Consider the following 14,089-nt stretch of genomic DNA (forward strand, 5'->3'; position numbering starts at 1 on the left):
CCTTTATTATTCGCGGCCTCTTAGGGGAGTAATCTTCTTTGCGTTTTGCAAAGATTCTTTGTCAACATAATTGAGCCTCATGCTCGTGGCAAAGAAGTCCAAATTCGAACCACTATCGAATGGGATTGATGAGACTTAAGACAATGACTTGGCTCAGGTGGGCTCAAGTGTGTTGTCTTTTGTTTATCTGCCCACCTAGGAATTCCCAATAATGGAAGCACTCATAACCTCTATCTCTACCGTTGCCCTTGCTGAAATGGGTGACAAAACACAACTTCTTGCTCTCTTTCTTGCTGCCCGTTTTCCATCAAAAACGGCGATTATCTTAGGCATGCTGTTTGCCACGTTAATCAATCACGCCCTGTCTGCCTGGTTTGGTGTTGAGGCGGCGAATTGGATTCCTGCTAGTTGGGTTAACTGGGTGGTGGGTGTCAGTTTTATCGCCGTCGGATTATGGCTGCTGATTCCAGATAAAGACGACAGCGAAGAAGGAAGCATGCTCAAATATGGCGCCTTCACAGCCACGCTTATCTTATTTTTCCTTGCCGAGATTGGCGACAAGACTCAAATCGCTACCGTATTATTAGGGGCACATTATGGGTCGGTTGGCCTGGTTTTACTTGGTTCAACCATTGGTATGATGCTCGCCAATGTCCCCGTGGTCTTTGCCGGCAACTGGATAATGGACCGTATCAACCCAACACTTACCCGTCGACTCGCTTGCGTGCTATTTTTAGTCATGGGGTTAGTCAGTATTATATCGCCAATGCTTTAATCACTAGGAATACGTTATGGATGTCGAATTAACCGAGATAGTAGAAGCACTTTGCCAACACGCGCCTTTTAGTGAGCTTGCTGATGATCCGCAACTGAACGATATGGTCAAGGAAGTAGAGGTTCAGTACTTGCGAGCTGGCGAATGGGCGATCCAACCTGGCATACTCAATCACACTCTATTCTTCATCCGTAGTGGCGCTGTTGAAGCCCTTAGCAAAGAACAAAAGCTGATTCGGCGTATGAATGAAGGGGAGCTGTTTGGTTACGCTTCTCTTCTACGTGGCGGTAAATTCTCTCAATCAATGCGCGCGATTGAAGACAGCCTACTTTATCGTATTCCCGCTCGTTGGTTCTTAAAACTCTACGAAGAAAACGATAGTTTTTCTGATTTTTTCGAACTTGAACAAGAAGTTAGACTAAAAGTGGCGATGGAATCCCAGAGCTCTGGCATCTCTTTGATGACCTGCCCTATTGTTAGTCTACTGCGCCGAAATCCCATCACGATTGGTATCGATGGGAATATTCGCATGGCCGCAAAAATGATGGCGGATAACAAAGTATCCAGCCTCCTCATCATGGAAAACGACATCTTAGTTGGCATTTTAACAGACCGCGACCTACGTAACCGTGTCGTCGCAGCGGGATTGGATTACGATACGCCAGTGGGTCAAGTGATGACGGTTGATCCTGTCACCATGGACAGTGGCGATTATGCGGCTGAAGCCGTATTGAAGATGATGGAAAAAAACATTCATCACATTCCCATCCTGAAGGGAAGTCAGCCCGTTGGGGTGGTCAGTACCGGCGATATTATCCAAGCGGAAAGCCACGGCAGTATTTATCTGATTAGCGACATTTACAAGCAAACCAGCATCGAAGGATTGCAGGCGATCAGCCGCAAAATGACGCACACCTTTACTCAGCTGGTCCTCGCTGATGCCAATACCCAAATGATCGGTAATGCCATGTCCCATATTGGCACCGCGTTTGTAAAACGCTTACTAAAGTTGGGCGAAGAGAAATTTGGTAAGCCGCCTGTGCCCTACTGTTTTGTCGCACTAGGCTCTCAAGCACGCGAAGAACAAACCATTAAAACCGACCAAGACAACGCGCTGATTTTAAGCAATCACTATGACCCTAAAGCGCATGGTGAATACTTTGAAAAGCTAAGCGACTGGGTCTGCAAAAGCCTAGATATGTGTGGTTATCCTCTGTGCACCGGCGATGTTATGGCGTCTAACACGCTTTGGCGTCAGCCGCTGAATCAGTGGAAAAAATATTTCAGCGACTGGATCAAAGAACCTAAGGCCGAAGCCTTGTTACATTTGTCTATTTTCTTTGATTTAAAAGGAATATACGGTGACAAGTACTTAGCGAAGGATCTAAGTCGACACATACGAAAAGAAGCAAAAGCCAACCCAGGCTTTCTGACTTTTATGGCACGTAACGCGAACCAACGAAAACCGCCACTCGGCTTCTTTCGACAATTTGTATTGGACGGCGAAGGGAAACAGTCTCGAACCTTTAACCTGAAAGAAAGAGGCATTGCCCCGATCATAGACATTGTCCGAGTGCATGCCTTAGCCTGTGGCAGCGACAAGCTAAACACACTAGAACGTTTGGAAGATATCGACAACGCGGGCTTGTTACCTGATGGCCGCGCGAAGGACTTGGCTCTGGCCTTAGAAATGATTGGCATGGTGCGCATTCGCAGCCAAAAAGATCAGATCGAAAAAGAACTCATCGTGACCAACCACGTTAACCCTGCCCTGTTATCATCGTTTGAAAAACGACACCTACGAGACGCGTTTCACATCGTCGAAAGACAGCAGGAGTTTATTAAATTTCGCTATGCTGGGAAGCGTAGTTAGATGTTTACGCGACTGATGACCGCCATTAAAGGACCCAAAGCTCAACCGCTCCAAGATTGGCAAGCGATGTTCAAGCAATGGGCTAAAGAGGCGCCAGAGGGCCCTCTTAAACGTTATTATGAAGCAGGGACAATAGCGCTAGACACACCATTAAAAGAAGCCCCTTTGTTGGCGCTGGATTTAGAAACCACCGGACTTGACCCACTCAACGATGAAATTATCAGCTTAGGGTGTGTGCCGATGGATCATAAAATCATTCGCTGCCAAGGTGCTGGGTATTGGATGGCAAAGCCAGAACGTACCCTTAATGCCGAGTCGGTGACCATCCATGAAATCACCCATACGGAGTTAGCCGAAGCGCCGCCTTTGCACCGCATCCTCAATGAGATTCTTAACGTGCTCTCAGGCAAGGTCGTCGTGGTTCACTGCGTGTCTATCGAACGTGAATTTCTACGCGAAGCGGCGTTAAATGTGTATGGTTTCCCTTTGTACTTTCCCGTCCTAGACACCATGCAAATAGAACATCTGGCGCAAAATAAAACCCCTTGGTGGAAGCGCATCATCGCCAGACAGCCATCGTTACGCTTAGACGCTTGTCGCCAACGCTATCACCTACCACGTTACAAAGCTCATCATGCTCTCACCGATGCCTTATCTTCCGCAGAGTTGCTGCAAGCACAGATTAGCTACCACCTTGATCCAGAGGCCAACATCTCCGCCTATTGGCTCTAATAAAAAAGCGAGGTGTATGACCAGCACACACCTCGCTTTTAGACATTTCTTGGCAATTGATCAGCGCCTCTAAAACGAGCAGCGCATCAATCACTCACCTTTACATTAAAAGGTACTCAGACGCGCTTGCGCTTGCTCAAGCGTAGGCAAAGAAGGATACGCGCCAAGTTTGGTCACTGAGTCGGCACCGCAGGCGGCCGCAAAACGAATAATGTCCGTCAGTTGTGCTTGTGATAGTGCCGCCAAAGAATCGCTGTCACCACCTTGCTCCGCCAATTGATACAGCAAGCCGCCAACAAAAGCATCACCGGCAGCCGTCGTATCTTTTACGTCCACTTTTGGCGTCACAACTTCGCCTTTGCCTTGTGCTTTACTGTAAAAACGAATGGAATTACCACCGTCAGTTAACACAAACAAGGTCACGCCAGCGGCTAGGCTCTCATCAATCAAGGCAAATGGGTCATCCGCTAGTACTGCTAACTCTTCTAGGCTGGCTTTAACCACGTCACCACTTTGCATCCAGTCAATCACCCGCTGGGTATCGACGTTATGGTCAGGCCAAAGGTTAATACGCAAGTTTACATCGATACTGACGACCCAATTCGCGGCACGCGCCATCCGAATACCAGCCAAGGTCGCTTGAGTAATAGACTCGTCTGTTAAAGTATTAGAGCAGGTGTGGAACACGCCGTGTCCTTCAAACCAAGTAGGTTTAAAGTCAGCTTCACGGAATAACATGTCCGCAGAAGGGTTGCGATAAAACTCAAAACTGCGCTCACCTGTATTGTCTAAGCTAACAAACGCCAAGGCTGTTTTTGCCTCGTTTGTCATCAGCATACTGTCCGTCACCACACCATAGCTTTCAAGAGAACTTTTTAGAAAGTGACCAAACGCATCGTCACCTACTTGCCCAGCAAAATGGCTATTGCCACCAAGCTGTGCTGCAGCAACGGCGACATTCGCCGGTGCACCGCCAGGGAATTTAGTAAAAGATTCCAGTTCGCCAGCTTGTGTCGCACCGTTAGAAAGGAAGTCGATCAGGGCTTCGCCGAACGCCATTATTTTTGTCGTCATCTTGTGATTCTCTATATTGAGCAATGAGGTCTGAAAGGTGAAAAATTATGCAGGGAGACGAAAATTAAATCAATTTAATTTATTTAATTGACTTCGCTATCCTCGATCATTGTAACAATTGGTTCCTTTTGGGTTTCTTGTTAGACTGAAACTTCTCTGCATAACTTTACTGTCTTTCACTGAGAATAATAATGACGAAAGCCAAATGTATCTACGTCGTTGACGACGATGACGACATTCGTACCTTGCTACAAACCTACCTAGAGAAACACCAGTTTCAGGTTTTAACCGCAGAGTCTGGCGAAGCGTTTCTGGCCGATTTCAAACCTTCTCAAGACGTCGACTTAGTGATTCTCGACATCATGCTACCGGGGCAAGATGGCTTTTCCGTATGCCGTTCATTACGCACCCAATCGCAAGTGCCCGTGATTATGCTGACTGCGAACTCAGACGAGATGGACCGCATTATTGGCCTAGAAATTGGCGCCGACGATTACCTGGCTAAGCCGTTTAACCCAAGAGAGTTGCTGGCGCGCATCAAAGCCATTTTACGACGCATGGAACACACCGAAATAGTAGAAGCGCCTAATGTGGCTCAACGCTTTTATCATTTCTCTCAGTTCACCTTAGACACCCTCTCTAGAGAACTGAATTACCAGAACGAGAAAGAGTCTTTGTCTGGCGCGGATTACAACCTGCTCATGCTTTTTTTGGCAAGCCCTGGCAAAGTACTTACCCGAGAACACATTGCAGAAAATACTCGCGGCCGTGATAGCGCGCCCCTAGATCGTTTTATTGATGTGCATGTCAGCCGCTTACGTCAACGCCTGCGTGAAGACGCAAGACAGCCCCAGCTGATTAAAACCGTTCGAGGCCAAGGCTATATTTTAACCGCCGATGTAATGACATCCGATATGGCACATGTGGATGAGTCGCATTAATAAGCGCATTAAGCGCTGGTCTAACTCCCTCACAGGGCAGATCCTCATCATCATGGCGTTGGGCGTGGCTAGTGCGCAGTTTATTAGCTCGACCATTTGGCTTCGTCAGCTGAATTCTGATACAGAGAAAAACGTACTCGAAGTATCAAGGCATATGTCATACCGTATCGCCTCTACCGTCAGCTACTTCACTTCATTGCCACGCAACTACCGCCACATTGTCATTGATCAATTACAAAGCATGGGGGGAACGCGCTTTTTCGTGACTCTCAATCGTGAAGAAATCCGCATTAACGAGCTTCACGACTCCCCCTTAATGGACATAGTAAAGAACCAAGTAGAATCAACCTTGGTCAAACAGCTCGGCATCCACAACGCCAAAATTGCCTTCTCTAGCCCAGACGACCTACACGTCATCAATAACCACACGCTCTTAACCGATTTGCCAGAGCGATGGGGGAATCACAGCTTATTAGTCAAACCTCTCACGCCGCCCATTATCATTATTCAAATCCCGATTAACGACAAAGACTGGTTATACCTCGCCAGCTTAATGCCCGACCCGTACTTTTTGGATGGCACCTCCGCCCTCACCGGTGAACGCCTCTTTACCATGACAGTCTCGGTGATCACTGTGCTGTTACTTAGCCTGTTGATTCTGCGTCGGGTGACTCGCCCACTCGCCATGCTAGCCAGAGCCGCAGAGCGCTTTGGTCAAGGCGATTCAAAACCTCTAAAGGAATACGGCAGTGTGGAAGTGCGCAATACCGCACGCGCCTTTAACGACATGCAGGCGCGGATTCAACGCTATTTGAATGACAGAGAACGACTGTTTGCGTCCATCTCTCATGATTTAAAAACGCCTATTACTCGACTGCGGCTGAGAGCGGAGTTACTCGATGAAGACGACACCCGAGAAGCGATGATTCGAGACTTAGAAGATCTGGATATGTTGGTAAAAGGGGCATTACAAAGCGTAAAAGAAACCGATATTCACGAAAATCGTGTCGAACTGGATATTTTACGCATGCTAAAAGACATGCAAAGCACCGCCAATTTAAGCACAGAAAAACTCACCATTAGCGGCCAATTAAACCACCCTTATATAGGCAAACCTCTCGCCATTAAACGCTGTTTGGGCAACCTGATCGACAACGCACTGTATTACGGAGCAAAGGCCACGGTATTAATAGAAGACAGTGAGAATGATCTTTGTATTCGCATTTGCGATCAGGGTCCGGGGATTCCAAGTGAACAAATAGACAAAATGTTCCAGCCTTATACTCGCCTCACGCCAGATCATTCAGGTCACCCAGGCGGCATGGGCTTAGGGCTCAGTATTGCGAGGAACATTGCTCGAGCACATGGCGGTGAAGTCGTTTTGAGCAACCTACCAGAAAAAGGGTTAGAAGCTCGGCTATGGTTGCCAAGGCACTGAATAAAGGGCTTTTTTTCACTCAACACACAGTGCAAGTTTATGCACATTGTTAAGAGGAAAACCGCAAAAAAAGTCAATTATTCTCTCTTTTACTATCCGTTTTCCTTCAAATCGCCGCGCTTTTGCAAGACTTTGTTACATTTGGTTGCTCTATCTTACCCATCAACAGCAAGCGCTCTGCTAAATTGAGACTCTTGATAAGGTATCTTGCGTAGATGCCCTTCAAGTTAACAATAAACCAAGCCTTCAGCGCTTGGATACCATAAAAATAACAAAGGTCACTATCATGAAGAAAATTGCATTAGGCTTGTCTACCGTGGCACTCGCGTTGGCAGCAGCCAACAGCCAAGCAGGTGAAGTAGAAGTACTTCACTGGTGGACATCGGGCAGTGAAGCAACAGCAATCAACGTTCTGAAACAAGAAATGGAAGATGCTGGCGACACTTGGAAAGACTTTGCCGTCGCCGGTGGTGGTGGTGAATCCGCTATGACCGTTCTAAAATCCCGCGCTATTGCAGGCAACCCTCCAGCCGCAGCACAAATCAAAGGCCCTACTATCCAAGAATGGGGCGATCTAGGTTTCTTAGCAAATATAGACGATGTCGCAAAAGCGGGACACTGGGATCAAATTCTTCCTCCTGTGGTTAGTAATGTCATGAAATACGATGGTCATTATGTTGCGGCACCAGTCAACGTACACCGTGTAAACTGGTTGTGGGCAAACCCAGATGTATTCCGTAAAGCGGGCGCATCGATTCCAACCACTTGGGACCAATTCTTTGTCGCGGCCGACAAAATCAAAAAAGCCGGTTTCATTCCTCTCGCTCATGGCGGCCAAGCATGGCAAGACGCAACACTATTCGAAGCCATTGCTCTTTCAGAAGGAACCGATTTCTATAAAGCGGCTTTCATCGACCTAAAAGACGATGCGCTTAAAGGTCCGAAAATGATCGACGCACTAACGACCTTCAAAAAGATGCGTCAATACGTCGACCCAGGTTTCTCTGGCCGAGACTGGAACGTAGCAACCTCTTTGGTTATCAACGGTAAAGCGGCGATGCAGGTCATGGGTGACTGGGCAAAAGGCGAATTTACTTCAGCGGGCAAAAAACCAGGTATCGATTACATCTGTGTGCCAGCACCGGGCACCAGTGGTCAATACACGTTTAACATCGACTCTCTTGCGATGTTCCAAGTCGATGGCAAAGACACACAAAAAGCCCAAAAAGACTTGGCTCGTTTGATTCTTGAGCCTAAATTCCAAGAAACCTTCAACTTAGCGAAAGGGTCTATCCCAGTACGTTTAGGCATGCCTCGAGATAAATTCGATACTTGTGCCGACTCGTCTATGGACGCCTTCAATGCCGCATCCGCGTCTGGCGATCTATTGCCAAGCATGGCTCACGGCATGGCAGTGAACTCTATGGTTCAAGGCGCTATGTTTGATGTCATCACAAACTTCTTCAACACAGAAAGCATGACGCCAGAACAAGCGGCTGACAAATTGGCCCGCGCTGTTAAAGCAAGCATGTAATCATCACCACCTGCTCGCGAGGCTGACCGCTGGTCAGCCTCTTTATTTCTCCTTTGTAGTGAAGTAATCAATTATGAATACTAACACCGCCAATTCTGGGTCAAAAAAGACTCAGTCAGGACGCTCTGCGCGCTTCAGTTTGGCCGATTGGATGCCTAAAATTGTACTCGCGCCAACCATGATCATCGCCATTGTGTGTATTTATGGCTACATGATTTGGAGCGCCGTGCTCTCTTTTACTAACTCTCGTATGCTGCCTTCGTACAAATTCGTTGGCTGGGATCAATACGAGCGCTTGTTTAACAACGACCGTTGGATGGTGGCGCTGACTAACCTCGGCATCTTCGGCAGCTTGTTTATTTTGATCTGTTTATTCCTTGGCATCATGTTAGCCATTTTCCTAGATCAGAAAATCCGTGCAGAAGGCGCGCTTCGAACCATTTACCTTTACCCAATGGCGATCTCATTTATCGTGACTGGTACCGCCTGGAAGTGGTTATTAAACCCAACCAATGGCATTCAAAAGCTGATGATAGACATGGGCTTTGAGAACTTTAAATTTGATTGGCTCACCAACCCCGACATGGTGGTGTACTGTTTGGTTATTGCGGCCGTCTGGCAAGCCTCTGGTTTTGTAATGGCGCTTTTCTTAGCGGGTCTGCGTGGCGTAGATGGTGACTTAATCAAAGCCGCTCATCTTGATGGTGCCAGCACCTTTACCACCTATCGCCGTATTATTTTACCGTCGCTAAAACCTGTTTTCTTCAGTGCTTTGGTGATCTTGTCCCACATTGCAATTAAGAGTTTCGACTTGGTTCAAGCGCTAACCAATGGCGGTCCAGGTTACGCGTCTGACTTACCGGCTAACTTCATGTACACCTACACCTTCACTCGTAGCCAAATTGGTATGGGCTCGGCATCAGCAATGGTGATGCTAGGCTGTATCTTGGCGATCTTAGTCCCTTATTTGTACTCAGAGTTACGAGGTGAAAAAAATGAAAAATAACCCAGTCGCTCGTAAAACATCCGGCGTTAGCAAGGTGTTACGCATCGCCTTATATACGGTGCTTTTGGTAATGGCCTTTTTCTACCTGATGCCACTGGTCATCATGTTAATTACCTCCTTAAAAGACTCAGAAGAAGTGCGTAACGGTACATTATTGTCGTTACCGGCTTATTTGCATTTCGACTCTTGGACTAAAGCCTGGTCTGGCGCCTGTACTGGCAGTACTTGTACGGGGATTTCCCCATACTTTTTGAACTCTTTTAAAATTGTGATTCCTGCAGTGGCGATCTCCACCTTGCTGGGCGCGATCAACGGTTACGTTATTTCTTTATGGAAATTCCGTGGCAGTGACCTGTTCTTTGCCGCCTTGTTACTTGGCTGTTTTATCCCTTTCCAAGTGGTATTACTGCCAATGGCACAGACACTAGGTTGGTTAGGCATTGCCAGTTCAACCACAGGTTTGGTCTTTGTGCATGTGGTCTATGGTGTGGCGTTTACAACGCTCTTCTTCCGTAACTTCTATCAGTCTATTCCAGGCGAATTGGTCAAAGCGGCACGTCTTGATGGCGCCGGTTTCTTTACCATTTTCTATCGCATTATTTTGCCGGTTTCTACACCGATTATCGTCGTGACCGTCATCTGGCAATTCACACAAATTTGGAACGATTTCTTATTTGGTGTGGCGTTCTCTGGCTTTGACTCTCAACCCGTCACCGTTGCCTTGAACAACCTAGTGAATACCAGCTTTGGTGGTAAAGAATATAACGTCGATATGGCCGCTGCCATCATCGCGGCCTTGCCAACCATAGTCGTTTACGTATTAGCAGGAAAATACTTCGTCCGTGGCTTAACCGCCGGTGCCGTAAAAGGTTAACAACACCGCTCGCGCCTATACATTTTTTCACTGCGCGGGCGATTTAGACAGAATTTGGAGCAATAACATGGCAAACCTAACCATAGATAACGTTAAAAAAAGCTACGGTAAAACCGAGATTCTAAAAGGCATTAACATTTCCATCGAAGCCGGTGAATTCTTAATTTTGGTGGGACCATCAGGTTGTGGTAAATCCACTTTGATGAATTCCATCGCCGGACTAGAAGACGTCACGGAAGGTCGCATTCTGATCGACGATAAAGACGTCACCTACACCAGCCCAAAAGACCGTGATATCGCCATGGTGTTTCAATCTTATGCCTTGTACCCAAACATGACGGTAGAGCAAAATATCTCGTTTGGTTTAGAAATGCGCAAAGTACCAAAGGCAGACCGCGACGTAGAAATACAGCGCGTTGCTGAACTGTTACAAATTAGTCACTTACTCGATCGTAAGCCGGCACAATTATCAGGCGGTCAACGCCAACGTGTGGCGATGGGACGTGCGCTTGCTCGCCGCCCTCAGCTGTACTTATTCGATGAGCCGCTTTCTAACCTAGACGCAAAACTGCGTGTCGAAATGCGTACCGAAATTAAAAAACTGCACAAGAAACTCGGCACAACCATCGTCTACGTAACCCATGACCAAATCGAAGCCATGACTTTGGCCGACCGTATTGCGGTCATGAAAGACGGTGAAGTGCAGCAGCTTGGCACCCCACAAGAAATCTATGACAACCCAGCCAACTTGTTTGTGGCCGGATTTATGGGGTCTCCGGCGATGAACTTCATCCCGGCAAAAGTCGTCGATCAAAATGGTACACCAATGCTAGAGCTAGCGGCCAACACCACCACGGCGATTCCATTCCCAAGACCTGAATCGCTGAAAAGCCGCATAGGGGAAACCGTTTTACTGGGTCTGCGTCCAGAAATGATTACCGAACCACAACCTCATAAAGAGGGCCAAGAGTTTGTTATGACCACTGGCGTAGAAGTAGAAGTAACGGAGCCAATGGGTGCCGACACCATGATCATCACCCGAATCAATGATGCGGAAATTAACTGTCGCTCTAACCCAAGCTACCTTGCCGAGCCGGGTTCTGTGATCGACATGATGTTTGATACCTCTAAAGCCGTTATTTTCGAACCAAAGACAGGCCATCGTTTGGATATTTAAGCGATTTTAGGAACATCTAGGCGTTTTTAATAAACGTCTAGATGTTTTTTGGGTCGCACTTAAACAGGTTTTGATGGATTTTAAGCCTCTTTTTGCTAGACCCTAATCTCTTTTTGAGAGCACCTAATCTCTTTTTGAGAGCACCTAATCTCTTTTTGCTAGACCCTAATCTCTTTTTGATAGTACCTAAGCACTATTTTCGCCAACCTTCGGGTTGGCTTTTTTTGGCCTTCATTCTCTACGCCCCCCCTTTTCAGCCAGTACTCGCCGCTCTTTACAAGATAGTGTCTCGAATTCATTCCCCATTTGCGTTACCTTCCCATATTAATCCCCATCGTAATGTCACGGAGCCTATTCCGCATTCATTCAAGGGGCGCACGCATGGCGCATCATCACGATCTTAAAGGAACCAAGACATGAAACGACTCTCTCGCTTTATGCACCACCTCATCATTTTTAGTGTTATTGCTCTGATAGCGGGCTGTACCGTGATGACGCCACGGCAACCAGATTGGCAGCCAGGCAAGGAATACCACCTCACCATCTTGCACACCAATGATCATCACGGGCATTTCTGGAAAAATAGCCAAGGCGAATACGGCATGGCAGCGCGTAAAACCTTGGTCGATAATATTCGCGAAGAAGTCGCCTTAGATGACGCGCACATGCTATTGCTCTCTGGCGGAGACATTAATACCGGCGTGCCTGAGTCCGATTTGCAAAATGCAGAGCCCGATTTTAAAGGCATGCGCCTACTCGGCTACGACGCTATGGCGATAGGCAACCATGAGTTCGATAACACCTTACCAGTGCTGAGAAAGCAGCAAGAGTGGGCTGGATTTCCTTTTCTTTCGGCCAATGTGTTCGACAAAAGCACCGGTGCCCCCTTGTTTCAGGCTTATAAAATCTTTCAAGAAGGGGGCCTTAAAGTGGCGGTTGTCGGTTTCACCACAGACGACACCATCAAGCAAGGAAACCCAGAAAATCTGAAAGGCGTCGAAATTCGTTCTCCAATCGAAGTCGCCAAAAAACTCATTCCTGAACTGCGTAAGCAAGCCGATCTCATCATCGCTGTGACGCATATGGGCCATTATGATAATGGTCAACACGGTAGCAATGCTCCTGGTGATGTCGCCTTAGCACGAGCCGTACCTGGTATCGATGTGATTGTCGGAGGCCATTCTCAAGACCCTTTATTCAAACCTGACGTGCAAAATGGCACCTTGATTTTACAAGCGCACGAGTGGGGAAAATACCTAGGTCGTCTTGATCTTGTGATCAAAAATGGCGCGATTGTGTCTTCTCACTATAAACTCATCCCTATCAACCTACAGAAGAAAACCGCCGCCTCCGCAGAAACTCACAACACTCGCGCGTTGCTCAACGATAAAATCGCCGAAGACCCCAGCATGATAGCGCTGCTTACGCCTTACCAAGAAAAAGGCCAAAAAGAGCTCAGCGTGAAAGTCGGTGACGCTAACGGACGTTTTATCGGTGATCGACACAGTGTGCGTTACCGCGAGACGAATTTAGGCAATCTAATCGCCCGCGCCATGATGGAAAAAACCAAGGCTGACATTGGCATTATGAACTCAGGAGGCATCCGCGATGACCTTCCTAAAGGTCGAATCACCTACAAAAGCGTTCTCCAAGTACAGCCGTTTGGCAACATGGTGTCCTACATCGACTTTTCTGCGCAGGAACTCACCGATTACTTGTCTGCCGTCGCCTCTATTCCGCCAGGAACCGGTGGCTTCGCTCAGATTCAAGGCGTATCACTGACACTACAAAACGGCAAAGCGACGCACATTAAAGTGAATGGGCAGCCGCTCAATCCAACCCGTCATTATCGGGTGGCACTCAATGAGTTTTCCGCCAGCGGTGGTGACGGTTACCCTAAAATCAGCCAGCACCCGAGCTTTGTGAATTCAGGCTACACCGACGCCGATGTACTGAAAGACTACATCCACGCGCATTCCCCTTTAGCGCCACAAGACTACGCGCCAACTGGCGCGATCAAACGCGAATAAGAAACCCGCTTTTAGCCTAGATATGAGCAACAAAAAAGAGCCGTTCACATTGTGAACGGCTCTTTTTATTGAAGGCGATTTATCATGAAAATTTACGGTTTCGTATGCGTATAAGTCAAAGTCCAAGTTAATGGCTTCGGCAATTTCTCCGACTCTAACGTGGCCGTATATTCCAATGTATTCGCGTCTAACATCTTCCATGTATTGGTGCGTTTACCGCGTTCGGACTCCAGTATGACGTCCACTTCGTTCGCGGTTTGATGGAATGTCGAGAAAATCTCGCGATCATCATCGCCCTGGGTTTTAAAGCGATTTGCATTTAATGGGATTGTCTCTGCTGCTTCTGTATCGCACTGCCACTGCCATTGCTTGGCTTGTGTCGATAGCTGCCATTGGTGGCAAATTCTGGCTTCTTTCTCCAGAATCGGCCGCGCTATCATGCGCACAAAAAAGTTCATCTCTTTCGCAACACTGTCTACCGCCGCATCCAGCTTAGCTTGAGTACTGCCAGCGTCTTGCAAATACCACTGACCATCGACTGGCGCCGCAAATACGCTCGAACTTAATCCTATGAGCAGCGATCCTGTTACCATCCACTTTTTCACCGGTACCTCCTTATTCTTATTGTTAGGTAG

12 protein-coding genes are annotated in these 14,089 nt (G+C 47.5%); 10 read left to right on the forward strand and 2 right to left on the reverse strand.

Annotated elements, in window-relative coordinates:
* Positions 1–211: 211 nt before the first annotated feature.
* The 3 genes from ACIGBN_RS10060 to ACIGBN_RS10070 are packed head-to-tail and all read left to right on the forward strand — an operon-like array spanning position 212 to position 3,380.
* Positions 212–775 (forward strand): TMEM165/GDT1 family protein, encoded by a 564-nt coding sequence (locus ACIGBN_RS10060; protein WP_133002164.1) that lies wholly within the window; start codon positions 212–214, stop codon positions 773–775.
* 16 nt (positions 776–791) lie between these two features.
* Positions 792–2,648, forward strand: a complete 1,857-nt coding sequence (locus ACIGBN_RS10065) for a DUF294 nucleotidyltransferase-like domain-containing protein (protein ID WP_396665209.1) — start codon at positions 792–794, stop codon at positions 2,646–2,648.
* Positions 2,649–3,380, forward strand: a complete 732-nt coding sequence (locus tag ACIGBN_RS10070; RefSeq protein WP_396665211.1) for a 3'-5' exonuclease — start codon at positions 2,649–2,651, stop codon at positions 3,378–3,380.
* 105 nt (positions 3,381–3,485) lie between these two features.
* On the opposite strand, the gene ACIGBN_RS10075 is transcribed toward ACIGBN_RS10070, so the two are convergent.
* Entirely contained in the window at positions 3,486–4,454 is a 969-nt protein-coding gene (locus ACIGBN_RS10075; protein WP_396665212.1) for a carbohydrate kinase, read from the reverse strand.
* Between the two features lie 191 nt (positions 4,455–4,645).
* Here ACIGBN_RS10075 and ACIGBN_RS10080 point away from each other — a divergent pair, with 191 nt between their 5' ends.
* The 7 genes from ACIGBN_RS10080 (at position 4,646) to ushA (ending at position 13,454) form a co-directional block, all read left to right on the forward strand.
* The gene (locus ACIGBN_RS10080) at positions 4,646–5,395 is read left to right on the forward strand and encodes a response regulator (protein WP_133002167.1); all 750 of its coding nucleotides are present in this window, start codon (positions 4,646–4,648) and stop codon (positions 5,393–5,395) included.
* Positions 5,382–6,833, forward strand: a complete 1,452-nt coding sequence (locus ACIGBN_RS10085) for an ATP-binding protein (RefSeq protein WP_133002168.1) — start codon at positions 5,382–5,384, stop codon at positions 6,831–6,833. Before ACIGBN_RS10080 ends, ACIGBN_RS10085 begins: the two co-directional genes overlap by 14 nt.
* 286 nt (positions 6,834–7,119) lie before the next feature.
* The gene (locus ACIGBN_RS10090; protein ID WP_133002169.1) at positions 7,120–8,367 is read left to right on the forward strand and encodes an ABC transporter substrate-binding protein; all 1,248 of its coding nucleotides are present in this window, start codon (positions 7,120–7,122) and stop codon (positions 8,365–8,367) included.
* A gap of 73 nt (positions 8,368–8,440) precedes the next feature.
* The gene (locus ACIGBN_RS10095) at positions 8,441–9,373 is read left to right on the forward strand and encodes a carbohydrate ABC transporter permease (RefSeq protein WP_133002170.1); all 933 of its coding nucleotides are present in this window, start codon (positions 8,441–8,443) and stop codon (positions 9,371–9,373) included.
* Positions 9,363–10,247, forward strand: a complete 885-nt coding sequence (locus ACIGBN_RS10100; protein ID WP_341563580.1) for a carbohydrate ABC transporter permease — start codon at positions 9,363–9,365, stop codon at positions 10,245–10,247. The genes ACIGBN_RS10095 and ACIGBN_RS10100 overlap by 11 nt, the downstream gene beginning before the upstream one ends.
* A 67-nt stretch (positions 10,248–10,314) precedes the next feature.
* Positions 10,315–11,424, forward strand: a complete 1,110-nt coding sequence (locus tag ACIGBN_RS10105) for an ABC transporter ATP-binding protein (RefSeq protein ID WP_133002172.1) — start codon at positions 10,315–10,317, stop codon at positions 11,422–11,424.
* 416 nt (positions 11,425–11,840) lie between these two features.
* Positions 11,841–13,454, forward strand: coding sequence for a bifunctional UDP-sugar hydrolase/5'-nucleotidase UshA (ushA, locus tag ACIGBN_RS10110; protein ID WP_396665216.1), 1,614 nt, complete (start codon positions 11,841–11,843; stop codon positions 13,452–13,454).
* Between the two features lie 92 nt (positions 13,455–13,546).
* Here the strand turns inward: ushA and ACIGBN_RS10115 are convergent, their stop codons facing one another.
* On the reverse strand, positions 13,547–14,059 hold the full coding sequence (locus ACIGBN_RS10115; protein ID WP_133002174.1) for a hypothetical protein: 513 nt from the start codon (positions 14,057–14,059) through the stop codon (positions 13,547–13,549).
* Positions 14,060–14,089 lie beyond the last annotated feature (30 nt).

This window comes from Marinomonas sp. NPDC078689 (genome assembly GCF_044542435.1).
In the GTDB taxonomy this organism is placed as follows: domain Bacteria; phylum Pseudomonadota; class Gammaproteobacteria; order Pseudomonadales; family Marinomonadaceae; genus Marinomonas; species Marinomonas arenicola.